Source organism: Solidesulfovibrio magneticus RS-1, assembly GCF_000010665.1.
Lineage (GTDB): Bacteria > Desulfobacterota > Desulfovibrionia > Desulfovibrionales > Desulfovibrionaceae > Solidesulfovibrio > Solidesulfovibrio magneticus.
On the sequence record NC_012796.1, the window covers coordinates 1,475,609 to 1,501,920 of the forward strand.

The following is a 26,312-nucleotide window of genomic DNA, read 5'->3' on the forward strand; positions in this document are numbered from 1 at the left end:
ACCGCAGCCAGAGTCGGGCCAAAAAATGTCCGACTTGACGCTCCTTCATGGCCAAAACACGGTTGTATTGTCAATCAGGTTGTAGGGATAGACGCGGTAGCTGGCCGCCCCGTCCCAAGGTTGGCAATCTCCTGCAAGCGCCGCCGATAGGCTGTGCCGACGCTGTGTGGAGCGTGCCTGGCAGCGATGAGTTCGCGCCCGGCCAGGGCCCGACGTCGGGCCAGGGTCGGTTGGTTTGCCACCAGACGCATGTTTGCCGCCAGACTCTCCAGAGCCGGCTCCGCCCACAGAAGGCCTTCGCCGAAAGGATAGTCGCCCTGGCCGACCGGGACAAGGCGGTAGGCCACGGGAAAGCCGGTGTCCGGGGTCAGGAAGTCGGCGTTGCCGGAATGGGCCGTGGCGATGACCGGCCGGCCAAGAAGCATGGCCTCGGCCATGGTGCGGCCGAAGCCCTCGGCCCGGTGGGGGGAGACGTAGGCGTCGCAGGCGGCGAAAAGCCCCAGCGCCTCGCCCCGGTCCAGGGTTTCGGCCAGCACGGCGATGCGGCGGTCGGCGGCGGCCGCAGCCTGGAGCAGTTGCCACCTGGGGTCCTCGGGGCGGGCGCTCATGGTCTTGAGCACCAGCCCCACCGGTTCGCGTCCGGTGGGAAAGGCCTGGCGGAAGGCGTCGATGGCAGCTTGGGGGTTCTTGCGGGCCGGGTAGGAGTTCCAGTCGAAGACGTAGAGAAAAAGGAAGCGGTCCTCGGGCAGACCGAAACGCGCCCGGGGGACCGGGGTCAGGCGATCCACGGACACGGCCATGGGCGCCAGGAAGGTCGGCACGGGCGAGGAGGCGGCAAAGGCGTCGCGGGTATAGGTCGAGGACAACCAGAGTTCGTCCACCAGGCCGTAAGCGTCGGCCAGACAGGCCGGCCAGGCCGGCAGCTCCCAGGGCCAGTAGCCGATGTTGTGGCGTCCGGCGAAAAGCGCGTCGCCGTGCTCCAGCCACAGCCGGGCCGTGTCCAGGCCCGTGAGGCAAAAAACACTGACCGGATAGGGGAGTTCACTGACGAGACAGGCGTCGAGCCAAGCATCGGTCTGGCGTACGGCCGCGCCGGCCGGCACGTTGACCACGGCGAAGGGGACGTCGGCCGCAGCCAGGGATTGGGCGAACATGCGCGAATCCTCGCCGATGCCAAGCTCCCCCCGGGCGTAGCCGATGATGTTGACGCCAAAAACATGACGCGGCGGGCCTGAGCGCACCAGACAGACGGCAGGGGCGTTTTTCCGGCGCGGCGGGCCAGACTCCTCGGGCGCGGCGGGCCGGACAAGGGCCATGATGGCCGGACGATGCTCGGGCCTGGCCGGATCAAGGTTTTTCCGGGCGGCGTCATCGGCCGTCCAGGCCAGTACGGCCCGGCGGGACAGACCGCCCAGTTTCGGAGCCGGCGCGTCCAGGGGCAGGGGCGGCCGCCAGGCCAGGTCTCCAGAGTGCCCCATTTCGGCCGCGCCATAGAGCACATACCAGGCGAGCAGACCCAGCGTGCCCTCGGGCGTGTCGGGATTGAAGGCTTCTCGAATATCGTGTCTGGCGGCCCAACACAGTCGGGCCAGGCGCGGCAGGGGCAAGCCGACCGGAGCCAGGGGCGGCGTGGTCGCCTCGTGGAGCCAGGCCTGCTGCCCCGGGGAGAGCAAGTCCCAAAGCGCCATCTCCGGCACGGCGCTGGAAAAAAACCAGGCCGTGAAGGCCGCGCGTCCGGCGGTGCTGTCGCGATTGAATGGGGCCGTCTCGCTGGCCCGGAAGCGCCAGACGAAATCCATAAGCCGCGTGATCGGCGGGCTGTCCGGCGTTTTTCCGGGGCACACGACCTCGTGCAGCAGCCGCTCCCGGTCGATGTCCACGTTGGCGGCGGCGGCGGGAAATGCTTCGTGCCCGCAGCACAGCCACCAGACGGCGAAATCGGTTTCCCCAGCTAGGCCGGCCAGGCGGAGATTGGCCCGGATGTCGTCGCGAAGGGTCCAGGCCAGGCGCAGCGGCGGGGGCAGGGCGAAGCCGGGGGCAGGGGAGGCGCACATGGGCGGAAGTCTAGGCGAGGGCCGGGGGAGTGGCAAGCTTATGTCATGATTACGCCGTGACTGAGCTTTTTTTGGGAGCGCGCGTCACGTAATCGTCGCCAAAACGTCGGCCGGACGCGGCCAGCCCACGGCGGCGGCCAGGATAGAGCAGGGCGTTCGGCCAGCCGTGGCCGGGCCAACATCGAGGCAGCCCATGCTCAGGACGTTTATGCAGTTTTCGCCGCGCTTCGAACAGCGTTTCATCCCCGAGGGGGCGGCCGCTCCCGTTGCCCAGGCCCCGCAACTGCTGCGGGGCAAACGCCGGACCCAGGTGGCCGGCCATATGGGCCTTGGCGGAGCCCTCGGGGTCATTCTGCTTGAAATACAGGATTTTTCACTCTTGCGACGACTCGTGCGCCCGGAGGTGGCCGAGGCCTTGGGCGAAGCCCTGGAGCGCGAAGTGCGGGCCGTGGCCGTGGCCCGATTGTCGGCGCTGCCGGTCTGTCTGGTCGAACGCCTGGACCCCGGCCGGGCGCTCCTCGTGGTCGGCGGCAACGGGGCGGCGCTGGACGCCCTGGAGCGTACCACGGCGGGACTGCGCCTGGAGGTTCGGGGCAGGCTTCGGGCCGAGGCCATGCGCTTGACCGGCCAGGAGATGGAGCTGCGCGGCGGTGCGGCCCTGGTGCTTGGCGGCGGCGTGGCCGGCCTGGACATGGCCCTGGCCTCGGCCCTGGCCGAGGCCTCCCGGCTGGCCCGTAGCGAGGCCGGCAAATGCGCCTCGCCCATGCAGCGCGAGTTCCGCGAGATCCTCGAACTCGGCCGGGTCCGGGCGGTCTACCAGCCCATCGTCAATCTGCGAAGCGGCACGGTGTTCGCCTGGGAGGCCCTGGCCCGGGGGCCGGCCGACAGCGTCTTTGCCTCGCCGGCCATGCTGTTCGATTTCGCCGAGGAATCCGCCTCGGTGTTCGCCCTGGAAAAGGCCTGTCGCGAGGCGGCCATCGGCGGGTTTTCGGCCCGCCAGGAAGGGGCCAGGCTTTTTTGCAACATCCATCCCCGCACCATGCTCGACCCGGCCTTCACCCCGGGCGAGACCCGAAAGCTCCTGGACAAGTACGGCATGGAGCCGCGCGACGTGGTGCTGGAGATCACCGAACGCCACAGCGTCAAGGACTTCAACCTCTTCCACCGCACCCTGGCCCATTACCGCGACGCCGGCTACGGCGTGGCCGTGGACGATGTGGGCACCGGCTATTCCGGCCTGGCCTCCATCGCCGAGATCAAGCCCGATTTCATGAAGATCGACATGTCCCTGGTGCGCGGCATCGACGCCAACCCGGTCAAGCGGGCGCTTTTGGAAACCATGCTGGCCTTTGCCGAGAAAATCGGCTGCCGCATCGTGGCCGAGGGCATCGAGACCGAATCCGAGCTGGCCTGCCTCATCCGCCTGGGCGCGCATTTCGGCCAGGGCTATTTCCTCGGCCGGCCGGCCACGCCTCCGGCCACGCCGGCCGAGGATGTGCGCCTGGCCATCGTGTCCGGCTCCAACCAGGCCGTGGACGGCCTCAAGTGCGCCTCGCCCATAAGCGATCTGGCCGAACGGCCGAACCAGGTTCCCCACGACGCCCAGGTCGGCGAGGTCAAACGCTTTTTCGACGCCGATGAAGCGGCCCAGGCCGTGGTGGTGGTGCGCGACGGCCGCCCCGAGGGCCTCATCATGAGCCACCACCTCGACCGACTGTTGAGTTCCCAGTATGGGCTGGCCCTGTTTTCCCGCCGCGACGTCAGCCGCATCATGGACCCCCAATGCCTGGCCGTGGAATGGGACACCCCCGTGGAAGTGGCCGCCCAGGCGGCCATGGCCCGGGACCGCGACAAGCTCTATGACCCCATCCTGGTCACCTGCCGGGGCCGGCTCTCGGGCATCGTGTCGGTGCAAAAAATCCTCGACGCCCTGGCTTGCGTCCAGGTCGAAATGGCCAAGGGGGCCAATCCGCTGACCGGGCTGCCCGGCAACGTGGCCATCGAGCGTGAGATCGCCCGGCGCGCCGTGGTCGGCACGCCCGCCTGCCTGGTCTACGTCGATCTGGACAACTTCAAGGTCTTCAACGACGTCTACGGCTTCCAGAACGGCGACAAGGCCATCCTCATGACCGCCCGTATCCTGGCCGAAGCCCTGGCCTCCAAGGGCGGCGAGGACGATTTTCTGGGCCACGTCGGGGGCGACGACTTCGTGCTCTTGTGCTCCTGCGACACCGTGGAGCCGGTCTGCCGGGCGGCCATCGACGCCTTCGCCGCCGCTTCGCCGGCCCTCTACGGTCCCGAGGACCGGGAGCGCGGCTACATCGAAGGCCAGGGCCGAGACGGCCGATTGGGACGCTTTGGCCTGCTCACCGTCTCCATGGGCGTCATCGACTGCGCTTTTGCCGTGGCCGTCACCATGGACGAGCTCGGCCAGCGCGCGGCTGCCGTCAAGAAATTCGCCAAATCGCGTCAGGGCAACTCCCTGGTGCGTGACCGCCGCAACCCCCTGGGCCTGCCCGGCGACCCCAGCGAACGGCGTGTGGGTGGAGAGGGAGTGGGGGAGAAGGAGGAGAGGATGCCTCCGGCGGCTGGGGGCCTGAGGCCCCCAGCCCCCCCGAATGGAGATAGTATTTAAGGGGGTTGGGGCGTGAGTTAACGAGGTGGGTTAGCGTCGGGAATGATTTGGGTGAGCGCCGGGGCGGACGCGGCATAGGCCGGATCGTGGGGGCAAAAGCCGACCCGGTCCCACAGGCCGGCGTCCGGGGCGCGCCGTATGAGGCCGGCCACCCGCCCGCCCAGGGCGGCCAGACAGGCTTCCGGGCCGGCGTCGGCCACCAGGCCGCCGCCCAGCAGTTCCTCGGCCAGGCCCGGCCAGAACCGGTCGGCAAAACGCCGCCCCAGGGCCAGAAAGGCCCGGTGGGACCAGGCCGCGCCATGGGCGGCATGGACAAGGACGGGCGCGGCGCAAAAGCGCGGCGTCCCCCCGGCCCGGGCCACGGCCAGGGGCAGGGCGTAGTCCCACCAGGGCAGGCCCAGCCAGAAGCCTTCCAGCTCCGGGCGCTGGGCATAAGCCGTGTCCACGGCGCACAGATCGAAACCGACATCATAGTAATAGGAAAACGCCGGCCGGGGTTCCCCCGGCGCGTCCGGCTCCACGTCCACCCGGCAAGCGGCCACCAGCCCGCCGCGCGCGGCCGTGGCCAGCCGGACGGCGAAATCCGCCCCGGCGGCCAGCACGATGTCGGCGTTGAGCACGGCCACGGCCGGCGCGCCGACCGCCGCCCCGGCGGCGAGTAGTTCGCCCACGGCCGGGCAGGCCCGCTCGTAATCGGCCAGGGCCGTCTCCCGGCCCGCGACATAGGCCACATCCGGGAAACGCTCGGCCAGGGTGGCGATCTCCTCGGCCGCGTTGACCGACACGATGGTCGAAAATCCGGCCGCTCTCCAGGAAGCAAGCGCCAACCGGCAGCGTCGCCCGGCCGTGGGCGGCAGGCTGGTGACGGCCACGGCCCGCCGCGACGACGGGGCAAGGGGCGCGGGCGGCCCGGCCAGGGCCACGGCGTTGACCCGGGCGGCGATGCGTCCGGGATCGGCCGCGCCCGCCCGGGCAAAGGCCTCGGCCGCGCCCGTCCGGTCGCCCAGGGCCAGCCGGGCCTGGCCGGCGCAAAGCAGTCCCTGGCCGGTGTCGCCGTGCTCCCGGGCCACGGCCTCGGTCGCCGCCAAGGCCGCCTCGGCCCGGCCCAGGGCCAGGAGCAGATCGGCCCCAAGCAGCCGGCCAAGGGGCGTCTCCCGCACCGCCGGCCCGGCCAGCACGTCCAGGGCTAGGGCGTACTCTCCGGCCCGGGTCAGTTCCCGGGCCGCCTTGAGGGCCGCGTGGGCGGCCGGCGTGTCCGGGGCCAGCCGGACCCAGTCGGCGCTCATGGCCGGTCCGCGCCCTGGCAGTCCAGGAAATCCCTGGCCCGCTGGGCCAGCCGGCAGGACTCGGCCAGAAGATTGGCGTAACGCGAGGGCGTGTGCTGCCCCGTGGGCCGCGCCGGCCCGTGGCGGCGCACGCCGTAGAGCACGCGCGGCACATGGACGAACCGCGCCCCGGCCATGGCGAAGCGCAAGTAATGGTCGTAGTCGTTGGCGCTGCCAAACGCTTCGTCCATGAGCCCCACCGTCTCATGGAGACGGGTGCGGTAGAGCCTGCACACGCCCAGGTGGTACCAGTCGGCCAGGCAGGCCTTGAAGTCGAATTCCGGGAAGGTCATGCGGCGGTACACCCGGCCGTCGTCCTCCACCACATCCTGGTCGGCGTAGGCGAAGTCCGCGCCCGTGCGCTCCAGAGCCCCGGCCAGCTCCTCGATCATGTGCGGATAGGGCAGATCGTCGCCCGGCACATAGGTGCAGTATTCCCCTCGCGCCCGGGCCAGCCCCTCGTTGTAGGTACGCGTCGGGCCGATGTCGTGCTCGAAGCGCACGATCTCCACCCGCCGGTTTTGGGGATAGGTCAGCACGCGCTCGCGCACGACGTTGCCGCTGGCGTCCATGCAGACCACCGGCTCGGCATATGCGCCGCCGATGCGACCGGGCAGGGCGTCGAGAAAATCCTTGGTGCCGTCGTCCGAGCCGCCGTCGACTATAATAAGCTCCAGCGCCTCATGGGTCTGGAACAGGCAGCGGTCCACGCAGGCCGGCAGATAGGCGGCCTGATTGAAAGTCGGAATGACGATGGTTGCCAGGGCCATGGTGACCTACAGTGTGGGTGGGAGGAAAAGGAAGAATGCCTCCGGCGGCCGGGGGCCTGAGGCCCCCGGACCCCCCAACTAAAAAATACGAAGTGCTTTAAGTAAAATTAGTGGGTTTTGTCTGTTGCCAGCAAAAATCGCGCCTGCTTCTTCTGGTCGAGGGTGCGATTAGAGTCGCGTCCCTTAAAAAATACGATAGTATTTTTTAAGAAAAATAAATGGTTTTAGCTCGTTGACTACAAAACACCATATACGTTTTCGCGGACGCGACACTAGAAACCGGAAATGGCTTTGGCCGTTTGGGCATCGTCTTCGGGCTTGGGCCGCTCGGGCAGGGCCAGGACGTCGAACCGCACAGCCTCGTCCTGGCGGACCTTGGCGAGAAGCCGCCCGCCGACCACCAGATCGTAGGCCACCGGCGACAGCCCGTCGCCCGGACACTTGCAGGCCACGTCCTCGGGGCCCAGCACATGGCCGGCCGGCAGATCCCGGGCGTAGACCAGGGACTTGCGCAGCTTGGCCGCCGCCGCCGCTTCGCCGGCAAACACCTGCTTGCGCGTAACCCGCATGGCCGCCTCGGCCTGGCGCACCATGGCGGCCATGGCGGCAAAGGCGTCGGGCGTGAGCGAGGCCTTGTGGTCCGTGCCGGGCAGCTCGCGGTCCAGGGTGAAATGCCGCTCAATGATGACCGGAGCAAAGGCCGTCGCGGCGACGGTGGGGCCAAGGCCCTGCTCGTGGCCGGAATAGCCCACCGGCAGCCCGTAGCGGCGGCGCAGCAGATCCATCACCGGCAGCCCCACCTGCTCGTCCGGGCAGGGGTAGGTACTGTTGCAGTGCAGGATGATGATGCGGTCGGTGGTTTGCTTGAGCGTGGCCACGGCGGCGTCGATGTCGGCAAGCTGGCTCATGCCGGTGGAGATGACCACCGGCAGGCCGGTTGCGCCGGCCTGGCGCAACAGCGGCAGGTTGACCAGATCGGCCGAGGGGATTTTCAGCAGTTCCACGCCAAGGTCGGTCAAAAGGCGCAGGCTCGGGGCGTCCCAGGCCGAGGCGAAAAAGGTCAGGCCCAGGGATTCGGCCAGGGCCTTGAGTTCGGCTAGGGCCTGGCCCGGCAATTCCAGGGCGGCTCGGTGGCGGCCGTAGGTGTCGCCGAAGCTGTTGGGGCCGCCGTAGGGCGCGTCCAGGCCGGCCCGGGTGAAAAGCGCCCCCATGTCGCGCTTTTGAAATTTGACGGCGTCGGCGCCGCTTGCGGCGGCGGCGCGCACCATGCGCCGGGCGGTCTCCAGGCTGCCTTGGTGGTTGTTGCCGATTTCGGCAACGAGCAGGGCCGGGCAACCCGGGCCGACGGCATGGCCGCTGCGCAGGCGGATGATCGGGGCGGTGGGCATGGGGTGGTGTTCTCCGAAAGGCCTCGTGGGGCCGACCGTTTCATTTTAGCCCTGATCGCGGGCGGATACAAGGCCGTCCCAGGAGGCGGGCTGATTTTGCCGGCTTCAGGCGGAGTTGCAAACCATGTGCCGCCTCCCCCGGCCGGCGGGAAACAATCGGCCTATGTCATGGTGGAAAATGTATCCATTCAAGGCTATTGGCGACCATGCCCCAGAGCGGGCCGGACGGGGGAGCCATAGCCGGCCCGGGCGGCCAGCCTTGCCATCGGGGCCGAATGCGGTCAAAGTGGCCCGGCTCAATTTCTTACCGGACGAGGCGTCATGACCCAGCCCATGATCGAGATACGCGGCCTCACCAAGGCCTTCCAGGGACAGCCGGTGCTGCGCGGCGTGGACATGGTCGTGCCCGAGGGCATGGTCACGGCTGTTATCGGCAAGTCCGGCGAGGGCAAGAGCGTTTTGCTCAAGCACATCATTGGGCTTATGGCCCAGGACTCCGGCGACATCCTGTTTCAGGGCCAGCCGCTGTCGGCCATGAGCCGCGACGAGCGCCGGGCCTTTCGCCGCCGGTGCAGTTATATGTTTCAAAACATGGCGCTTTTTGACTCCATGACGGTGTCGCAAAATATCGCCCTACCTCTGCGCGAGACCCTGCGCCTGAGCGAGGCCGAGGCGGATGCCCGGGTGGGGGCCATGGCCGAGCGCCTGGAACTGACGGGCATCCTGCACAAATACCCGTCCCAGATATCCGGCGGCATGCAAAAGCGCGTCGCCCTGGCCCGGGCCTTGGTTACGGAGCCGGGGGTGGTGCTTTTCGACGAGCCGACCACCGGCCTTGATCCCATCCGCAAGGCCTCGGTGTTGGCGCTTATCGACCAGTCGCGCCGCCAATTCGGCTTCACGGCGGTCTTGGTCAGCCACGACATCCCCGACGTCTTCGGCATCGCCGGCCACGTGGCCATGCTCGACGCCGGCCGCATCCTCTGGCAGGGGTTGCCCCAGGACATCAGCGACTGCGACGATCCGGCCGTGCAGCGCTTTTTGGCCGGCGAACCCGAGCCGGACAGCGACGAGGGCGACGGCCGGGACTAGCCTCGCGTCCCTGGGTGTCGGCCTCGCCAGGCATTGCCGGCCACGGGCTGGCAGCACTTTTTCATTCCTGCGGTCGGGCGGACTTATTTTATCCTTGGGATGCAAGCCAGACGCCGCGTCCGTGAAAAAGGACCGGCTTTAGGCCTTGTCTCGCCACTTCGATGAACACATTTCCAGAGCGCGCCGCCAGGTGCGCGTCGGGGAGGGCAACCATGCCGCGAGGGTTTTCGGGACGGGTTCTCGCCTGTGTCCTCTGTTTGCTTTTCGGCTTGGCGGGCCAGCTTCCGGCCGCCACGCTGCACCAGACCGGAACCATTGAGGCGCTCTCGGCCGGCGACTATGCCGGCCAGATCGCCATGCCGGCCCTGGCCGGGCAGGGCGATTTCGGCCTGGGCACCTTTGACGCCCTAAACGGCGAGATGGTGGTGCTCGACGGCGTGGTGTACCAAATTACTGTTGACGGCGTGGTGCACAAGGCCAAGCCGGGCCAGACCGCGCCCTTTGCCCAAGTGGCGCGTTTTGGCGGGAGCATTGATCTCGGCCGGGTGGATGGCCTGGATCTGCCGGGCCTGACCGCTGCCCTGGCCGCCCGGCTGCCCGATCCCTCCAAGATGTGCGCCGTGCGTGTGGACGGCCGCTTCGGCGAGCTGACCGTGCGCAGCGTTCCGGCCCAGGCCAAGCCCTGGCCGCCCCTGGCCGAGGCGATCAGCCGGCAGGCCACGTTCCCCCTGGCCGACGAGCAGGGGACCCTGGTCGGCTTTTACACGCCGTCGGGCTTGCCGGCCTTGTCCCCGCCGGGCTGGCATTTCCACTATTTGAGCAACGACAAGCGGCGCGGCGGCCATGTGCTGTCCCTCAAAGTGGACGCGGCCAAGGCCCGGGGCGAGGCCGTGACCGCCATGGACATTCGGTTGCCGCCTGGGCCGCTGCCCCGCGCGAATGTCGCCAAACCCGCTGCCGGGACGGAATAGCTCTTGGATTTCCTGTCGTTTTTCATGCCGGGCGAACGCCGGCCAGCGCCGCGCGCGGCCGATGCCGCCGTCAGGGCCGCCCGGGCCCGGGCCGAGGAACTGCTCGGCCGGGCTACCGGCCGCCTGGACGGCCTGTTTGCCCTGCTGGCCGCCGCCGACGCCCGGGACGCCGGGCTTGTGGCCGCGCTGTTGGCCGAGGACCTCGACGCCCTGGCCGGACAGCTTGGGGCGGGCGGCGAGATCCTGACCGAAGTCCGAGCTGGACTTGGCCCAATGCCAGGTGCCGAGATCTTGGCCGGCTTTGCCCGCCGAGCCCAGGCGCGGCTGGACGCCCTGGAAAGGAAACTGGCCGAGCGCAAGGCCGGTGACTGGCGGCTGGCCGTGGACCGCTACGAGGCCCGGGCCTTGTGGCGGGTGCGCACGGCGCTCATCGTCTGCGTGGGCCTGCTTGCCGCCTCGCTGCTCCTTGGCGACACCCTGGCCAAAAAACGCCGGGATTTCGCCGCCATGGTGGCGCTGCTTCATGAGCGCACCGAGGCCCAGAACGCCCTGGACGCCCTGGCCGAGCTGGCCTTGGCCGCCAAGAAGGCCACGGGCAAGCCCTTATTTGCGGTGACGGGCCAAAACTGCACGAGCTGCGGTTGCGAGGGTCGCGATTTGCGGCTGGTTCCCCAGGGCGACGTCTGCCGCCGCCAGTGGGAGGCCGCCCGGGAGCGTCTGGGCGCGGCGGCCAAGGCCTCGCCCCGGACCCTGGAGCGCCTGGCCCGCGATCCCTGGGGGTCGCCGTATCTGCTCAACGAAAACGAGGGCGAGAGCCCGGATTTCCCCTGCCTGCCCGATGCCGCGGTTTCGGCCGGCCAAAACGGCCTGTTCGGCGACGCCGACGACATTGTTGTGGCCGTGCCCAACGCCTTTTGCCCCACGGATAAGGAGCGGCCCTAGGGTCGCGGCTTAAAAAATACCGCCGTATTTTTTTAAGAATAAACCATGATGCAACCCCACGATTTCATGGCGGCGTCCGCTTGGACGACGCGGGAGCGGACCTCGCCATGAGCGAGGCCCTGATCCAGTTTCTTGCCGGCACGCTGCGGGCCGGCGGACTGGCCCTGGCCGCCGGCCATGGCCTGCTTTCGGCGGCCGTGCTGGTTGGGCTTGGGCGGCCGGCCCAGGCCTTCGTGGCCCTGGTCGCGGTCTGGGGCCTGTCCCTGGCCGTGTCGCGCCGGGGGCTGTCCATGGGCCTTTTTCTGCTGGGAGCCACACTTTTTCTCTTCGGCTGGCAGGCCTACGTCTATCCTTCGGCCGCCTTCGGCCTGATCCTGGACATGGCCGCCCTGGCCCTGGGCTGGCGCAATCTCGGCCAAGCCGAGGCCGAGTCCCAAGCCGGCGCCGGCCCGTGCGGCGCGTGTCTCGGCGCGCTGGCCGTTTTGGCCCTGGGGTCCACGCTCCTTTTGCCCTGGGACCGTCTGGCCGCCCAGCTGGCCTTTTTCGGGCCCACCGCCTTTTTCGCCGCCGTGGCCTTTTCCCCGGCCGACGCCCCGGCTTACGTCCTGGGCGCGGCGGCGCGGCTGGCCGTATTTGCCGTGTTTGTCCGCGAGCTGGCTCGAAACCCCTGGCCCGGGCGCTTCGAGACCCTGGCCTCGGGCATCCTGGCCGGTCTTGTCGTCTCCATCGTCTACGGCCTGGCCCTGCATTTTCGCGGCGACCACTATCTGCTCCATTACCGCTTCACCTCGGTCTTCGCCAATCCGGGCTGGTACGCCGAATACCTGGCCGTGGCCGCGCCTTTCGCCCTTATCGCCCTGGCGCGCCCCTCCAAGCTGTCCCGGTGTTTCGGCGCGGCCTGCCTGGCCCTTGTGGCCGGTTCCCTGGTCCTGACCCTGGCCCGGGCCGGCTGGATCGCCGGCGGCCTGACCTTCGCCGCCGCCGTATGGCTGTATTTCCAGGGCGGGCCCATGCTGCGCCTGCGCCGGCCCTGGGGGCATCTGCCGGCCCTGGCCGTTGGCGGGGCGTTGGTGGTCGGGGTGTCGTTTTGGGCCTCGGGCAAGGAGTTGGCCGCCGTCAGCCGGCCGATAAACGCCCTGCTGAAAGAGCGGGTGGGCAATTTTACGGATTCGCCCCGGCCGACGCTGTTCCGTTCGGGCCTGCTCATCGCCGCCGAAAGCCCGGTCTTTGGCCTGGGCTACGAAAGCTACGCCCGGCATTATCCGGTGCTCCTGGCCACGCCGGCCGCCTGGCTTGGCCGCTACGGCGACAAGAACGCCGAGGTCTTCGAGACTTCGCACAACATGTACATCCAGATCGTCTCGGGCCTGGGGCTGGCGGGGTTGGCGTTGTGGTTGGTCATGGCCGGCCGGGCCGGGTTGCTGTTGTGGCGCGCCGTCCGGGACACGGCTTCAAGTCTCGACCTGGCCTTGCTGCTGTCCCTGGTCGCCTTCCATGTCTATGCGTTTTTTCAGGAGATGTTCTACGTGCCGGCGGTGCTGTTCCTGCTGGCCCCGCCCCTGGCCCGGGCCATGGCCCTGGAAGGCCGGACCCGTCCCGGCCGCCTGGCGCGGTTGGCCGGGGGCATGGCCTGGGTCTTGGCCCTGGCCGGGCTGGTCGCCTATGCCGCTGATTTCGGGCTGTCCCGCACCCGGGAACGCCTGTCCCTGGCCCAGTGGCGAGCCGGCGAGGTGGTCTATGAGGGGTTTTATCCGCCGGAGAGGATGGACGGGCGGGAGATGCGTTGGAGCGCGGGCAACGCTGCCGTGCTGGTCGCGCCGGGTGAGGTGGAGCTGACGCTTTTTTCGCCCGTGCCCCAGGACGTGCTGCTGGTGTCCGACGCCGGCCCCCTGGACAAGCTGCGCCTGGGCGGCGAGCCGGCCACGCGGCGTTACCGGCTGCCCGACGCCGGCGACGGCCGGGCCAGGACGATCTTTGTCATGCCCGAGACGGCGTTTGTGCCCATGGCCCAAAACGGCGCGCCCGACCCCAGGCTGCTGGCGGTGGCGGTGGCGGTCCGGGCCGGACAAGAGGCGCGGGAAGTGCCCCCGACCCCGAGCGGGGCTGGCGGCCGGGAAGTTGAAAGAGGCGACGAACCTTAGAGGTTCTGGGTGTTTCGCTCGAAGACCCGCAGTTCGGTCACCACCAGCGCGCCAAGTTGGCGCAGCCCTTGGTTTTCCTGATTTTCCACGAGTTCGGCCAAAAGCTTGGTGTCCTGGGGCAGGGAGGCCAGCACCGAGGCGCGCATTTCGCGCAGCCGCTCGGCCACGTAGACCGCGTCGCGCTTGGCCGTCATGTGTTCGGCCACGTCGGCCATGCGGGCCAGGCCGTTGGCCTTTTCGGCGTAGATGGCGCACATGGCGGTGAGATGCGACAGGATGTTTTTCTCGGGGGCGCTCTCGGTCTTGAAATAGAGGTCGGCGGCCTTGGTGGCGTATTCGTTGAAATGCTCGGCCGTGGCCCGGAAGTGTTTGGCGGCTCCCATGGCCTCGGTGGCGGCGGTCAGGGCCAAAAGCAGGCACAGGGCGCTTAAGGCGGCATGGCGTTGGTGCATGGCTTCTCCGTGAATGGCCGTCCGGCAAGACTTCTCCGGTCGGCAAGGGCCACATACCACTTTTTCCCGGGCCGTCAACGTGGCGGCCGGGGGGCCTTGCCGGCCGGTCGGGAATGCTTATTTTCTGGGGGAAGGCCGCTGCGTCGCCACGGCTCCGGGGCGGCCGGACGTATCCCTCCTTACCGTCGTGTTGTTGTTGAGCACCGCTTGGGGGCCGCTTCGGCGGCCCCGTTTTTTGCCGCGTTTCCGGGCTGCGGCCGTTGACTTTTCGCCCTGGTCTTGTAGGAATTGCGGACCCAACCTCAAGCGGCTTCCATGCCTGCGGAAGACTCATGAAAAAGGCTTACGGCTTGCGTGTTTTATTCCGTGCCTTGGCCCTTTTGGCCGCCCTGGTCTTGGTTTCTGCCGCCTCGGCCGGACCGTGTCGGGCCGGCATGGTGACCCTGGTCTTCGACGACGGCCTGTCCAGCGTCTACCAGTACGCCTACCCGGTGCTGGCCAAGTACGGGCTGGTGGCCACCACCGCCGTCATCGCCGACCGGGTGGACTCCGGCGACCCCGACTTCATGGACGAAAAGCAGCTCAAGGAGTTGCAGACCGCCGGCTGGGAGATCGCCTCCCACAGCCTCACCCACAAGCGGCCCATCGACATCCCCAAGTTCATCGCCGAGGAAAAGTGCCTGCTGCTCAAGCCCGTGGCCGGCCACCGGCCGCTGTACGAGGCCAAATACAAGTACGAGGAACTTTCCGGCCTCATGGAAAACGGCAAGGTCCTGCGCGAGCGGGCCAGCGGCAAGATGGTGAAAAACGAGCCCGGCAGCTACTACTTCGACGAACTCATCGGCGAGGTCATCGTCCATCCCTTCGAAGCCGCCAGCGCCGAGAAGCAGCAGATCGTGGCCATCTCCTACGAGCGCGAGATGCAGGCCTCCAAGGAGGAGCTGGAAGAGCGGGGCTTTAAGGTCAGCACCTACGTCACGCCCCACAACTACTGGACGCCGGAGATGAGCGAGCTGTCCAAGCGCTTCTACGCCCAGGTGGCCAACGGCGGCGACGACTTTAACCGCAAGGGGTCCACCGACCGTTACTGGCTCAAGCGTTTCGTGGTGCACGCCAATGACCCGGCCGAGGCCATCATCGGGCTCATCAAGGAACACGCCATGCGCGAGGACGGCTGGGTGATCTTTTGCCTGCACGGCATCGGCTCCGACCTCGGCTGGGAGCCCTGGGACGCGGCCAAGCTCGGCCAGCTGGCCGATTTCCTCAAGAAAAAGGCCATCCCCGTGGTCACCCTCGACAAGGGCGTCAAGCTGTGGGTCGAGGGCAAGGGCAAGCCCGGCGTCTGACCGCGTGGCCTTTGTCCGCCCACGGTCCCGGCAGCCGGGACAAGTCCGCGGACTTGTTGACCGTGCGGCCGAGCGCCTTGCTCCCCCTTGAAAAACCTGCCGACATCCTTTAGAAATATCGAATAATCTTCGGCATTGTCCTGGCGCGTCCGTTGCCTGGGCGCTGTCCGCGCGGCTCGGGCCGACCAGGGCGAGGCCTGTCCCGGTCTTGGCGGCTCTGGCCTCCCGGCGACGGTATGGGGAGAACATGACGAAACCGCTTCGCATTGTGGTGGCCGGCTATGCCGTGGGGTTCCCCCTGGGCGGCCAGGTCTGGATGATGCTCCATTTCGCCGCCGGACTGGCCCGGCTGGGCCATGACGTGCTGTTTCTCGAAGAAACCGCCGACTGGGCCTACCCCTTCGATCCGGTCCTGGGCTACGCCGGCACGGATTCCACCCGGGGCCGGGCCATCGTGGACAAGCTTTTCGCCGCCCACGGCCTGGCCGGGCGCTGGGCCTACCGCAGCGACATCGAAGGCCGCCTCTACGGCCTGGACCAGGCCAGCCTGGACCGCAAGCTGGCCGAGGCTGATTTTTTCCTCAACATCTCCGGCGTGATTCCCCTGCGCGAGGAATATACGCGCATTCCGGTGCGGGCCGTCATCGACACCGATCCGGTCTTCACCCAGGTCAAGGTCGCCTCCGAGGCCTGGAGCCACGACTATTTCGCCGCCCACCAGACCTGCTTCACCTACGGCTATAACCTGCCGGCCGGGACCACCGGCGTGCCCCTGTCCAACATCGACTGGAAGCCGCTTTTGCCGCCGGTCATCCTCGACTGCTGGCCGGTGGGGGAGGGACCCGGCGCAGGCTACACCACCATCGGCACCTGGGAAGCCAAGGACCGCGACGTGGAAGTGGCCGGCCGCCATCTGTCCTGGCGCAAGAACGTCAAGTACGAGGCCATCCTCGATCTGCCCGGCAGGCTGCCCGGCGTGGCCCTGGGCATGGCCATGAGCGGCATGAAGGAAAACGCCGACCGCTACCGCGCCGCCGGCTGGGACGTGCGCGACGCCCTGGAGATTTCCCGCGATCCCGACCGCTACCGTGACTACATCCGGGCCAGCCGGGGCGAATTCACCATCGCCAAGGACCAGAACGTGGTGCTCAAAAGCGGCTGGTTTTCCGACCGCACCGCCGCCTTTTTGGCCGCCGGCCGGCCGGCCGTGGTGGAAGACACCGGCTTTGGGGCCTATCTGCCGACCGGGGAAGGCCTTTTCCCCTTCGAGGGACCAGAGGCGGCCATGGCGGCCATCGCCCAGGTGGAGGCCGATCCGCTCCGGGCCGGCCGGGCGGCCCGGGCCATTGCCGAGGAGTTTTTTGACAGCGACAAGGTGCTGGCCGGGCTGTTGCGGCAGTGCGGTTTGGCCTGATTGCGCGCTGCCGGGCAAGGAATTTGCAAACAACCGCCGGATTGTGTCGCCAACCGGTTGAAACCCGCTGGGCTTCGGGCTAGAACTGCGCCGATGGCGGAAAAGACAATACTTTTTGTCGCCCCGGCCCAGGCGGTGACCCAATTTTTCCCGGACTTCAAAGAAGCCGGGATCGCCGCCGGCATCGCCGACTCCCTGGCCTCGGCTCTGGCCGCCATTCGCAAGGCGCCGCCGACGCTGATTTTCTCCCAGGCCAAGATGGGCGTCTACACCGCCGAGAGTCTGCTGGCCGAAGGCAAGAACGACGAACAGTTCCCGCCGGTCGTGGTTTTCACCGACCGGGGCACGGCCGCCGAGGCCGCCCGCTGCCTGGAGCTGGGAGCCAAGGACTATTGGCTCGAACCGCTGTCCTGGGAAAAGATCCAGGCCATGCTGCCGGGCGAGTCCCCGGCCCGGTCCGTAGCCGTTCCCCTGGCCGCAAGCCCCGTCACCGCCAGCGCGTCCCGGCCGGCCAGTCAGCCCGAAGCCTCGGGCAAGGGCTTCGCCGTGGTCGGCCAGCATCCTGCTATCCGCCGCGTCCTGGCCCTGGCCCGGCAGGTGGCCCGCTCCAAGGCCACGGTGCTCATTTCCGGCGAATCCGGCACCGGCAAGGAAATGTTCGCCCGCTACCTCCACGCCTCCTCGGACCGGGCCGACGGCCCCTTCGTCGCCATCAACTGCGCCGCCTTGCCCGAGCATCTGCTGGAATCCGAACTGTTTGGCCACGAAAAAGGCTCCTTTACCGGAGCCATCGCCCGCAAGCTCGGCAAATTCGAAATGGCCAGCGGCGGCACCATCCTTCTTGACGAAATTTCCGAGATGGACATTGGCCTTCAGGCCAAGCTCCTGCGCGTGCTTCAGGAAAGCGAATTCGACCGGGTGGGCGGCTCCGAGACCGTCCATGTCGATGTGCGGGTGTTGGCCACCACCAACCGCCGCATGGAAGAAGCCGTGGCCGAGGGCAAGTTCCGACAGGACCTCTATTACCGCTTAAACGTCATCCCGCTCAAGCTCCCGCCCCTGCGCGAGCGCGGCGACGACATCCCGCGCCTGGCCCAGTTTTTCGTGGAGAAGTTCCGCAAGGCCTACGGCCTGCCGCCCCTGGCCTTTTCCGCCGACGCCAAGGAGTGGCTTGTCGCCTACGACTGGCCCGGCAACGTGCGCGAACTGCAAAACCTCATGGAACGCGCCGTGCTCCTGGCCGGCGACGGCCCCATCCGCAAATCGCATTTCCTGCTCGATCCCGACGTCTGGCCCGGCGAAGAAGGGGAGGGCGCGGACGACGACCTAGCCATGGCCGAGGACGCCGAGGGCCTGGGCGATGACGCCCCGGCCGATCCCTTCGAGGCCGGCGCGGCCGTGGCCAACCTCGGCGAAGCGCCCGGCGGCGCGCCCGGCGAGGTGGTGCCCCTGGACATCATGGAACGCCACATGATCATCAAAAGCCTGGACCGCACCGAGGGCAACCGCACCCAGGCCGCCCAGCTGCTGGGCATCTCCGTACGCACGCTGCGCAACAAATTAAACGAATACCGCAAGCTCGGCATCGACGTTCCCTGATCCATGGCAGCGCCCGGCACTTTCAACATCCTGATGTATTCCCACGACACCTACGGTCTGGGACATCTGCGGCGCACCATGGCCATTGCCGAGCACCTGCGGCATCGGGGCGTCAATATCCTCATTCTCACCGGCTCGCCCCTGGCCGGACGCTACGAGACCCCCGAAGGCGTGGATTTCGTGCGCATCCCCGGCATGATCAAGAAGACCAATGAGGAATACCTGCCCCTTTCCATCAAGATCAACGCCCGCCACGCCTTAAACATCCGCCGCAACATCATCGTGGCCACGGCCAAGGCCTTCCAGCCCCACGTGTTCATCGTGGACAAGGCCCCCATGGGACTGCGTCGCGAGGTCATCCCCACGCTCAAGTGGCTCAAGCGCCGGATGCCGCGCACCCGCACCATCCTCGGGCTTCGCGACATCATGGACGACGCCGCCTCCACCAGCCGCGAATGGCGGGAAAAAGGCGTCTACGAAGTCCTCGACCAGTACTATTCCGAAATATGGGTCTACGGTAACCGCGAATTCTACGATCCCATCGCCGAATACGCCATTCCCGAACACATCAGCCGCAAGATGGTCTTCACCGGCTATATCCCGCGCCGGGTGCCGCTGCCCAACGCCATGAACCCCATCCGCCGTGAGGAAAAGATCGCCCCCGAGGACAAGCTCGTGGTGGTGACCACCGGCGGCGGCGGCGACGGCTATCCCCTCATGGACGCCTATCTGCGCATGTTGGAGCAGGGCGGCGGCCCACGCCATCGGGTCATCTTCGTCTCCGGCCCGTTCATGCCCCGGCCCGAACGCGAGGCCGTGGCCCGTCGCGCCGCCGCCGTCAAGGCGCGGTTCTACCACTTCTACCGCCGCATGGAGACGCTCATGGGACTGGCCGACGCCATCGTCACCATGGGCGGCTACAACACCACCTGCGAAATCCTGTCCCAGGCCAAACCGTCCCTGGTCGTGCCCCGCGAAGTGCCGCGCCTGGAACAACGCATCCGGGCCGAAGTCCTCAGCCGCCAGGGCCTGATCGAATTTCTGCCCTGGGACGAACTCTCCCCGGACACCATCCGGGCCAAGCTCAACCGGCTCCTGGCCGATCCCGCGCCCTACAAGGCGGCCATGGCCCGCTTCCCCTTCACCGGCCTGTCCGTCATCTCCCATCGCATCAACGCCTTCCGCCAGGAAGCCTGCCGCGCCGAAGCCGACATCGCCTGCCCGAACGGGAAGTGAGCGAGCCGGAAGAGGAAGGAAGAGGGTAGAGGGTAGAGGGTAGAGGGAAGAGGGAAGAATGCCTCCGGCGGCTGGGGGCCTGAGGCCCCCAGACCCCCCACCTGGAGAAAGGTTTATAGGGGGGAATGTGGGGATTGGCGCTTTGTCGGCTGGAAAGCCAAAAGATCGGGGATGGCGCTTGACGGGAAACTCCGTAGCACCGCCGGGGGAATGATCCCCGGACCCCTGCAAGGGGAAAAGTTAGGCTGGGCGCGGCGTTGAAAATCGCCTGCGCATAAGACGAACGAAAGCGTCGCCGTTCCCGGCGTTCGCCAGAGCACCGATCCGTGCCGCCCCCCTTTACCCCTTTTCTTCATTCGGGGGGTCTGGGGGCCTCAGGCCCCCAGCCGCCGGAGGCCTCTTCTCTTCTCTTTGCTCCCCTAATTCTCCCCCGCGTCATTCCCCAATAAATCGCGGGCTTCGGCTTCGCTGACCGGTTCCCAGGCTGACGGGAAAAACGACATGATGGCCGCAAAAAAGACCATCGCGGCCGCGATGAGCGTATCTTTCATGGCCTCATCCCCCAGTGTGCTTATTCCGGTCCCCCCGGACCGGACTCCCTGATTCCCTGGTTTCGTTCTAGGCTTTTTGCGCCGGCCCGCAAGGAAAAAACGTCTCCAGCCTTGCAACTGTTTGCCTCTTTGCCGCGCATTGGCTACACAATGAGCCAAGACCTTCAGGAAACGAGCAAGGAGGGGCACGATGGCCCTTTTCGGCAACGACAAGAAAAAGAAAGCGGCGGATCAGAAACCCCAGGAGCCGGCTGCGCCCAAGCGGCTGATCCCCGAGGACAGCCTGCCGGAACTGCGGAAGTTCTTTGACGGAATGCAGGAATCGGTGGAGTTGGTGGTTTTCACCGACCCGCGCCAGAACACGCCCTACAACGCCTTCATGGAATCCCTGTGCCGGGAGCTGGCCGAGATCGCCGACAAGATCACGGCCCGGTTTCTGGGCTTGGACAGCCCCGAGGCCAAGCTCTACGAGGTGGATTTTTCCCCGACGTTGCTTCTCGCCCCGGACCGCTGCCGGATTCGCTACCTTGGCGCGCCCCTGGGCGAGGAGGCCCGCACCCTGGTCGAGACCATCATGCGCCTGTCGGCCGGCAAGAGCGGCCTGTCCCAGATTTCCCGCCAGCTGTTGCAGGAGCTTGAGGACAAGCGCCACGTCCAGGTGTTCGTCAATCCCTCGTGCCCCTATTGTCCGGGCCAGGTGGGCAACGCCTTTCGGGCCGCCGTGGAGCGGCCGGATCTTGTCTCGGCCTGGTGCGTGGATTCCTCCCAGCATCCCAAGCTCGCCGATCGCTACCATGTCGGCAGCGTGCCGCATACGGTGATAAACGAGACCTTTTCCACCTTGGGGCTTTTGCCCGAGGAGCGGTTCGTGGTGGAACTGGTGACCTTGCGGCCCGCCGAAGAGCTTATGGCCGAGCAGCGCGCCGCCGCTGGGGTGCAGACGCCCGGCGGTTATCCGGTCAAGGAGGTGGACGTGGTCATCGCCGGGGCCGGCCCGGCCGGGCTGACCGCCGCCGTCTACGCCGTGCGCAGCGGGCTTTCCGCCGTGGTACTGGAGAAAAACGTCATCGGCGGCCAGGTGGCCGTGACGCCGGTGGTCGAGAACTACCCGGGATTCGCCAGTGTGCCGGGCAAGCGGCTCATGGAGATGATCGCCGAGCAGGCCCGCGGCTACGCCGACATCCACGAAGGCGAGGGCATCGACGAGGTCAAGGTCGGCAAGCATGTCGAGGTCTACACCGACAAGTCGGTCTATGTGGCCAAGGCCTTGATCCTGGCCACGGGCGCGTCCTGGCGCAAGCTCGGCGCGCCTGGGGAAGACCGCTACTTCGGCTTTGGCGTGAGCTACTGCTCCACCTGCGACGGCTACCTCTACCGCGAGAAAAAGGCCGTGGTGGTCGGCGGCGGCAACACGGCGCTCACCGACGCCCTGCACCTCAAAAACCTGGGCGTGGACGTGACCCTGGTGCACCGCCGCACCGAGTTTCGGGCCGAGAAGCACTTGCAGGACGCCCTGGCCGCCTCGGGCATCCCCACCATACTGGGGGCCAATGTGGTGGAAATCCTGGGCGACGAGGCCAAGGTGACAGGCGTGCGGTTGCTTGGGGCCGACGGCAAGGAGCAGGAGATCGCCGCCGACGCCGTGTTCGTGGCCATCGGGCTTAATCCCAACACCGAAATTGCCCAGGAACTGGGGCTGAATCTCGACGCCAACGGCTATATCGTCGCCGACCGGGCCAAGCGCACCTCCATCCCGCGCATCTACGCCGCCGGCGACGTCACCGGCGGTTCCCAGCAGATCGTCAACGCCGTGGGCGACGGCTCCACCGCGGCCCTGTCGGCCTTCGAGGACATCGCCCATCCCTACTGGAAAAAGACCAGGCCGGCCTAGGGGCGTTTCCAGCGGCGGCGTTTAGCGCTATACCGTCCCGGACGGGCGATCCCGCCCGGGACTTTTTTCTTCCCAAGAGCGCACCCCCATGCCCGATTTCGTGCACCTGCACTGCCATACCGAGTACAGCCTCCTCGACGGAGCCATCCGCATCGGCGATCTGGTCAAGACCGCCAAAAGCTTCAATTCGCCGGCCGCCGCCATCACCGACCACGGCAACCTCCACGGCGCGCTCATCTTCTACGACGCGGCCAAGAAGGCCGAATTAAAGCCCATCATCGGCTGCGAGGTCTACGTTTCGCCGACCTCGCGCCGCGACCGCGATCCGCGCACGCCGCGCTACCATCTGGTGCTTCTGGCCCAGAACATGACGGGCTACAAAAACCTGCTCAAGCTGGCCACGCTGGGCCACACCGAGGGCATGTACTACAAGCCCCGCGTGGACAAGGAGCTGCTTGGCCAATACGGCGAGGGGCTTATTGCCCTTTCGGCCTGTATCAAGGGCGAGATCAACCAGAAGCTGCTCAAGGAAGGCAAGGACCAGGCCCGGGCCATGGCGAAAGAGTACGCCAGCCTTTTCCCGGACCGTTTTTATCTCGAAATCCAGGCCAACGAGATTCCCGAACAGGCCATCATCAACGATTTTTTGATCGATTTGTCCGACGACATGGGCCTGCCCCTGGTGGCCACCAACGACTGCCACTATCTGCGCGCCGACGACGCCGAAGCCCACGACGTGCTGTTGTGCATCCAGACCGCCGCCTGCGTGGACGACGTTAAGCGGATGCGCTTCACCACCCAGGATCTTTATTACCGCTCCCCGGACGAGATGGCCGCTGCCTTTGCCCATGTGCCCCAGGCCATCGCCAATTCCTGCGAGATCGCCGAGCGCATCAATCTCCAGCTCAAATTCGGGGACTACCATTTTCCGGTCTACAAATCCCCGCCCGGCAAGTCCCTGGACGAGGTTATGGCCGATTTGGCCCGCAAGGGCCTGACCGAACGCCTGTCCAAGATGCAAGGCGCCGACCCCAAACGCTACTGGGACCGGCTGGAGCTGGAACTCGACGTCATCAAGCAGATGGGCTTCCCGGGCTATTTCCTCATCGTCCAGGACTTCATCAACTGGGCCAAGAACCACGGCATCCCCGTCGGCCCCGGGCGCGGCTCGGCGGCCGGGTCGCTGGTCGCCTACGCCCTTCGCATCACCAACCTTGATCCCTTGCCCTACGATCTGCTCTTCGAGCGGTTTCTTAATATCGAGCGCGTGAGCATGCCCGATATCGACGTGGATTTTTGCGAACGCCGCCGCCACGAGGTCATCCGCTACGTCACCGAGCATTATGGTGAAGAGGCCGTGGCCCAGATCACCACCTTTGGCACCATGAAGGCCAAGGCCGTGGTGCGCGACGTGGGCCGGGCCTTGGGCATGAGCTTTGGCGAGACCGACCGCATCGCCAAGCTCATCCCCGAAGACCTGAAAATGACCATCGACAAGGCCCTGGCCCAGGAGCCGGAGCTGAAAACCCTCATGGCCCAGGACGGCCGGGTGGCCAAGCTCATCGACGTCTCGCGCCGTCTGGAGGGTCTGGCCCGCCACGCCTCCACCCACGCCGCCGGCGTGGTCGTGTCCGACACGGCCATGACCGAGTATGTGCCGCTGTACAAGGGCAAGAACAACGAAACCGTGACCCAGTGGGACATGAAGCGCGTGGAGAAGGCCGGACTGGTGAAGTTCGACTTCCTGGGCCTCAAGACCATGACGGTCATCGACGACACGCTCCAAATCATCCGCGAGATGGGCGAGGAGCCGCCCGACCTCGACACCCTGCCCTTTACCGACGAAGCCACCTACGAGCTTTTCGCCAAGGGCGACACCGACGGCATCTTCCAGGTGGAAAGCCAGGGCATGCGTAAGTATTTGCGGATGCTCAAGCCCAACTGCTTCGAGGACATCATCGCCATGCTGGCGCTGTATCGCCCGGGGCCGCTGGGGTCGGGCATGGTCGAGCTTTTCATCCGCCGCAAGCACGGCGAAGACCCGGTCGAGTACCCGCATCCGCTCCTGGAAGAGACGCTGAAACCCACCTACGGCGTCATCGTCTACCAGGAACAGGTCATGAAGATCGCCCAGGTGCTGGCCAACTTTTCCCTTGGCGCGGGCGACCTGCTGCGCCGGGCCATGGGCAAGAAAAACGCCGAGGAGATGGGCAAGCAGCGCGGCTTTTTCGTCGAAGGCTGCGCCCAAAACGACATCCCCGAGAAGAAAGCCAACGAAATCTTTGACTTGATGGAGAAGTTCGCGGAGTACGGCTTCAACAAGTCCCACAGCGCCGCCTACGCGCTCATTTCCTATCATACAGCGTATTTGAAGGCCCACTATCCGGTCGCCTTCATGGCCGCGCTCATGACCTCGGACATGGAAAACCAGGACAAGTTGCTGCAGTACATCGCCGCCTGCCGCGACAACGACCTGACGCTCTTGCCGCCTGACGTCAACGCCGGCTATCCGCACTTTTCGGTCAAGGACAACAAGATCCTCTACGGCCTGGCCGCCGTGAAAAACGTCGGCCGCGACGCCGTGGCCGAGATCGTGGCCGCCCGGGAAGAGGGCGGCCCCTTCACCTCGCTTCTGGATTTCACCTCGCGCGTCAACATGCGCAAGATCACCAAGCGGGTCATCGAATACCTCATCAAATGCGGGGCCTGCGACAGCTTCGGCTGTACGCGGGCCGGGCTGGCGGCCGGCCTGGACCAGGCCGCCGCCATCGGCCAGCGGCGCGCCGCCGAGAAAAACGACGGCCGGCTCTCGCTCATGACGCTTATGCCCGAAAAGCCCAAGCCCACCGTGGGCCTGGGCCTTTCCTGCGCCGAGGCCGAACTGCCCGAGTGGCACCACGAAGAGATGATGGCTTTTGAAAAAGAGGCCCTGGGCTTTTACCTCACCAGCCATCCGCTTCTGGCCTACGAACGCGATCTGCGGGCCATGCGCCTGACCACCATCGCCCAGTGCGACGGCATGGAGCCCGGCGTCGAGGTGAAGCTGGCCTGCATCTGCGTCTCCACCAAGGAGATCATCACCAAGAAAGGCCAGAAGATGGCCTTTTGCAAGCTCGAGGACCATCTGGGCGGCGAGGCCGAGGCCGTGGTCTTTTCCGATGTCTACGCCGCCTGCCGCGAACACCTCGACGCTGACGTGCCGCTGTATCTCACCGCCAAGATCGGCAACGTCGACCAGGGCGAGGGCGAAGGCAAAAAGATCATCAAGCTGCAAGCCGTGCGGCTTGATCCCCTGGTCAACATCGTCAGCGGCAGCGACGAGCCCATCGAAATCTTCGTGGCCTGCAAGGATGAGCAGCCCGTGGGCTTGGGGCCCCTTGGGGAAATCCTCAAACGCTATCCCGGCGAGAATTCCGTCCATCTCATCATGAATCTGCCCAAGGCCGTGTGCCGGTTGCGCCTGGGCCACCACTACGGCGTCAAGCGCTGCCCCGAACTGCGCCGCGAACTCGACGCCTTCGAGCAAGGCGTCCTTGGGCGACAGCAGGCTTGAGGCCGCAGGAACGGCCTTGCCGACTCAAGGGAAGCCAAGGATGGAAGGGAACATGTCCCCAACGCTGCACATTGCCGTGGTGACGTACAATCGGCTTGCCTCCACGGTGAAGTGCCTGGAGTCGATTCTGTCCCGGACCGACGCGGACTACCGGCTGACGGTGGTGGACAACGGCAGCGAAAGGGACACGGTCGCCTATCTGCTGCGCCTGCACAACAAGAAGAAGATCGACGACCTGTATTTGTTTGACCACAACATGGGCGTGGCTTGCGGCTACAATTTTGCTTTGTCCGTGTCGCGGGAACCGTTTTTTGTGCGTCTGGACAATGACATCATCATCCAGGACGCCGCCTGGGCCAAGGTCCTTATGGACGTGTTGACGCGCCAGCGCGAGGTGGGCACGGCCGGTTTCCACGTCTGGGACAACTGTCCGGCCGAGACGCTTGCCGGGCTGGGCGACGGCGACGTGTTTATTGCTCGGAGCTTTACCACCGGGGCCTGCTGCATGTCCCGGCGCGACGTACATGAGAAGCTCGGGTTTTGGTGCGAGGACTACGGACTCTACGGCGAAGAGGACAAGGATTTCGGCTTTCGCCTGGCCAGGGCCGGCTTGACGGCCGGCTATGTGGACAAGTGGGGCAAGTACGTCCGTCACGAGCATACGCCCTACGAAACGGGCGGCATCAACGAGTTGCGCAACGACAAAAACCGGCAGGAAGCCCAACGTATGCGCCGGCTCAACGAGTTACTGTATGCAAAAGGATTGCGCGAGCTGTTCATGCCCCGCAAGTACGACGCGACGCTGGACGGGGTGCGGGTGAGCTTCTCGGAAAATCCCGAGTATGCCCGTTTCATGGAAGGCGTGGCCAAGGTCGGGCGCAAGCTTGAGCCGGTCCTGGCCGCCCAAGAGGACGGCAAACGCCAGGGCCGCTGAAGCCGCCCGGAGAAGGAT

The 26,312-nt window shown here is 66.6% G+C and carries 18 protein-coding genes; 12 read left to right on the forward strand and 6 right to left on the reverse strand.

Annotated features, from left to right (window positions below; all coding sequences use genetic code 11):
* Positions 1-74: 74 nt before the first annotated feature.
* Positions 75-2,054, reverse strand: a complete 1,980-nt coding sequence (locus DMR_RS06220) for a glycosyltransferase family 4 protein (protein WP_015860050.1) — start codon at positions 2,052-2,054, stop codon at positions 75-77.
* 193 nt (positions 2,055-2,247) lie between these two features.
* On the opposite strand from DMR_RS06220, the gene DMR_RS06225 reads away from it, so the two are divergent.
* Positions 2,248-4,689 carry a bifunctional diguanylate cyclase/phosphodiesterase gene (locus tag DMR_RS06225; protein WP_043600179.1) on the forward strand — a complete coding sequence of 814 codons (2,442 nt, stop codon included), beginning with the start codon at positions 2,248-2,250 and terminating at the stop codon, positions 4,687-4,689.
* A 17-nt stretch (positions 4,690-4,706) separates the two neighbouring features.
* Here DMR_RS06225 and DMR_RS06230 read toward each other — a convergent pair whose 3' ends face one another.
* The 3 genes from DMR_RS06230 to DMR_RS06240 all read right to left on the reverse strand — a co-directional run bounded on the left by DMR_RS06230 (position 4,707) and on the right by DMR_RS06240 (position 8,172).
* On the reverse strand, positions 4,707-5,975 hold the full coding sequence (locus DMR_RS06230; RefSeq protein ID WP_015860052.1) for a hypothetical protein: 1,269 nt from the start codon (positions 5,973-5,975) through the stop codon (positions 4,707-4,709).
* Positions 5,972-6,784 (reverse strand): glycosyltransferase, encoded by an 813-nt coding sequence (locus tag DMR_RS06235; RefSeq protein WP_015860053.1) that lies wholly within the window; start codon positions 6,782-6,784, stop codon positions 5,972-5,974. The genes DMR_RS06230 and DMR_RS06235 overlap by 4 nt, the downstream gene beginning before the upstream one ends.
* 272 nt (positions 6,785-7,056) lie before the next feature.
* Complete coding sequence (locus DMR_RS06240; RefSeq protein ID WP_015860054.1) at positions 7,057-8,172, reverse strand: N-acetylneuraminate synthase family protein; 1,116 nt, start codon at positions 8,170-8,172, stop codon at positions 7,057-7,059.
* A gap of 321 nt (positions 8,173-8,493) precedes the next feature.
* On the opposite strand from DMR_RS06240, the gene DMR_RS06245 reads away from it, so the two are divergent.
* The 4 genes from DMR_RS06245 (at position 8,494) to DMR_RS06260 (ending at position 13,318) form a co-directional block, all read left to right on the forward strand.
* A complete protein-coding gene (locus DMR_RS06245) occupies positions 8,494-9,264 on the forward strand; it encodes an ABC transporter ATP-binding protein (RefSeq protein ID WP_015860055.1) in 771 nt (256 codons plus the stop codon).
* 212 nt (positions 9,265-9,476) lie between these two features.
* Positions 9,477-10,235, forward strand: a complete 759-nt coding sequence (locus DMR_RS06250; RefSeq protein ID WP_043600182.1) for an acetolactate decarboxylase — start codon at positions 9,477-9,479, stop codon at positions 10,233-10,235.
* A 3-nt stretch (positions 10,236-10,238) separates the two neighbouring features.
* Entirely contained in the window at positions 10,239-11,177 is a 939-nt protein-coding gene (locus DMR_RS06255; RefSeq protein ID WP_015860057.1) for a hypothetical protein, read from the forward strand.
* Between the two features lie 107 nt (positions 11,178-11,284).
* Positions 11,285-13,318: an O-antigen ligase family protein gene (locus DMR_RS06260; RefSeq protein ID WP_015860058.1), complete on the forward strand. Its 2,034-nt coding sequence runs from the start codon at positions 11,285-11,287 to the stop codon at positions 13,316-13,318.
* Here the strand turns inward: DMR_RS06260 and DMR_RS06265 are convergent.
* Positions 13,315-13,770, reverse strand: coding sequence for a hypothetical protein (locus DMR_RS06265; RefSeq protein ID WP_015860059.1), 456 nt, complete (start codon positions 13,768-13,770; stop codon positions 13,315-13,317). The two genes, DMR_RS06260 and DMR_RS06265, sit on opposite strands and share 4 nt — an antisense overlap.
* A gap of 332 nt (positions 13,771-14,102) precedes the next feature.
* Between DMR_RS06265 and DMR_RS06270 the strand changes: the two genes are divergently transcribed.
* The 4 genes from DMR_RS06270 to DMR_RS06285 all read left to right on the forward strand — a co-directional run bounded on the left by DMR_RS06270 (position 14,103) and on the right by DMR_RS06285 (position 19,365).
* Positions 14,103-15,116, forward strand: coding sequence for a polysaccharide deacetylase family protein (locus DMR_RS06270; RefSeq protein ID WP_043600184.1), 1,014 nt, complete (start codon positions 14,103-14,105; stop codon positions 15,114-15,116).
* 247 nt (positions 15,117-15,363) lie between these two features.
* Positions 15,364-16,530, forward strand: coding sequence for a hypothetical protein (locus tag DMR_RS06275; RefSeq protein ID WP_015860061.1), 1,167 nt, complete (start codon positions 15,364-15,366; stop codon positions 16,528-16,530).
* 93 nt (positions 16,531-16,623) lie between these two features.
* Positions 16,624-18,129, forward strand: a complete 1,506-nt coding sequence (locus DMR_RS06280; RefSeq protein ID WP_015860062.1) for a sigma-54 dependent transcriptional regulator — start codon at positions 16,624-16,626, stop codon at positions 18,127-18,129.
* Positions 18,130-18,132: 3 nt separating this feature from the next.
* Positions 18,133-19,365, forward strand: a complete 1,233-nt coding sequence (locus tag DMR_RS06285) for a glycosyltransferase family protein (RefSeq protein WP_015860063.1) — start codon at positions 18,133-18,135, stop codon at positions 19,363-19,365.
* A gap of 419 nt (positions 19,366-19,784) precedes the next feature.
* Here the strand turns inward: DMR_RS06285 and DMR_RS25570 are convergent, their stop codons facing one another.
* Positions 19,785-19,916 carry a hypothetical protein gene (locus DMR_RS25570; RefSeq protein ID WP_268741122.1) on the reverse strand — a complete coding sequence of 44 codons (132 nt, stop codon included), beginning with the start codon at positions 19,914-19,916 and terminating at the stop codon, positions 19,785-19,787.
* A gap of 190 nt (positions 19,917-20,106) precedes the next feature.
* Here DMR_RS25570 and DMR_RS06290 point away from each other — a divergent pair, with 190 nt between their 5' ends.
* From DMR_RS06290 to DMR_RS06300, 3 genes are all read left to right on the forward strand, one after another.
* The gene (locus tag DMR_RS06290) at positions 20,107-21,807 is read left to right on the forward strand and encodes an FAD-dependent oxidoreductase (protein ID WP_015860064.1); all 1,701 of its coding nucleotides are present in this window, start codon (positions 20,107-20,109) and stop codon (positions 21,805-21,807) included.
* 88 nt (positions 21,808-21,895) lie between these two features.
* On the forward strand, positions 21,896-25,360 hold the full coding sequence (gene dnaE / locus DMR_RS06295; protein WP_015860065.1) for a DNA polymerase III subunit alpha: 3,465 nt from the start codon (positions 21,896-21,898) through the stop codon (positions 25,358-25,360).
* Between the two features lie 52 nt (positions 25,361-25,412).
* On the forward strand, positions 25,413-26,294 hold the full coding sequence (locus DMR_RS06300) for a glycosyltransferase (protein ID WP_232502884.1): 882 nt from the start codon (positions 25,413-25,415) through the stop codon (positions 26,292-26,294).
* Positions 26,295-26,312: the final 18 nt, after the last annotated feature.

Excerpts from the sequence above, each read along its gene's own strand:
- DMR_RS06275 (WP_015860061.1), top strand. The coding sequence starts at position 15,364 with ATGACGAAACCGCTTCGCATTGTGGTGGCCGGCTATGCCGTGGGGTTC.
- DMR_RS06225 (WP_043600179.1), top strand. The coding sequence starts at position 2,248 with ATGCTCAGGACGTTTATGCAGTTTTCGCCGCGCTTCGAACAGCGTTTC.
- DMR_RS06280 (WP_015860062.1), top strand. The coding sequence starts at position 16,624 with ATGGCGGAAAAGACAATACTTTTTGTCGCCCCGGCCCAGGCGGTGACC.
- DMR_RS06300 (WP_232502884.1), top strand. The coding sequence starts at position 25,413 with ATGTCCCCAACGCTGCACATTGCCGTGGTGACGTACAATCGGCTTGCC.
- DMR_RS06220 (WP_015860050.1), bottom strand. The coding sequence starts at position 2,054 with ATGTGCGCCTCCCCTGCCCCCGGCTTCGCCCTGCCCCCGCCGCTGCGC.
- DMR_RS06265 (WP_015860059.1), bottom strand. The coding sequence starts at position 13,770 with ATGCACCAACGCCATGCCGCCTTAAGCGCCCTGTGCCTGCTTTTGGCC.
- DMR_RS06245 (WP_015860055.1), top strand. The coding sequence starts at position 8,494 with ATGACCCAGCCCATGATCGAGATACGCGGCCTCACCAAGGCCTTCCAG.
- DMR_RS06235 (WP_015860053.1), bottom strand. The coding sequence starts at position 6,784 with ATGGCCCTGGCAACCATCGTCATTCCGACTTTCAATCAGGCCGCCTAT.
- dnaE (WP_015860065.1), top strand. The coding sequence starts at position 21,896 with ATGCCCGATTTCGTGCACCTGCACTGCCATACCGAGTACAGCCTCCTC.
- DMR_RS06250 (WP_043600182.1), top strand. The coding sequence starts at position 9,477 with ATGCCGCGAGGGTTTTCGGGACGGGTTCTCGCCTGTGTCCTCTGTTTG.
- DMR_RS06240 (WP_015860054.1), bottom strand. The coding sequence starts at position 8,172 with ATGCCCACCGCCCCGATCATCCGCCTGCGCAGCGGCCATGCCGTCGGC.
- DMR_RS25570 (WP_268741122.1), bottom strand. The coding sequence starts at position 19,916 with ATGAAAGATACGCTCATCGCGGCCGCGATGGTCTTTTTTGCGGCCATC.
- DMR_RS06285 (WP_015860063.1), top strand. The coding sequence starts at position 18,133 with ATGGCAGCGCCCGGCACTTTCAACATCCTGATGTATTCCCACGACACC.
- DMR_RS06230 (WP_015860052.1), bottom strand. The coding sequence starts at position 5,975 with ATGAGCGCCGACTGGGTCCGGCTGGCCCCGGACACGCCGGCCGCCCAC.
- DMR_RS06260 (WP_015860058.1), top strand. The coding sequence starts at position 11,285 with ATGAGCGAGGCCCTGATCCAGTTTCTTGCCGGCACGCTGCGGGCCGGC.
- DMR_RS06270 (WP_043600184.1), top strand. The coding sequence starts at position 14,103 with ATGAAAAAGGCTTACGGCTTGCGTGTTTTATTCCGTGCCTTGGCCCTT.
- DMR_RS06290 (WP_015860064.1), top strand. The coding sequence starts at position 20,107 with ATGGCCCTTTTCGGCAACGACAAGAAAAAGAAAGCGGCGGATCAGAAA.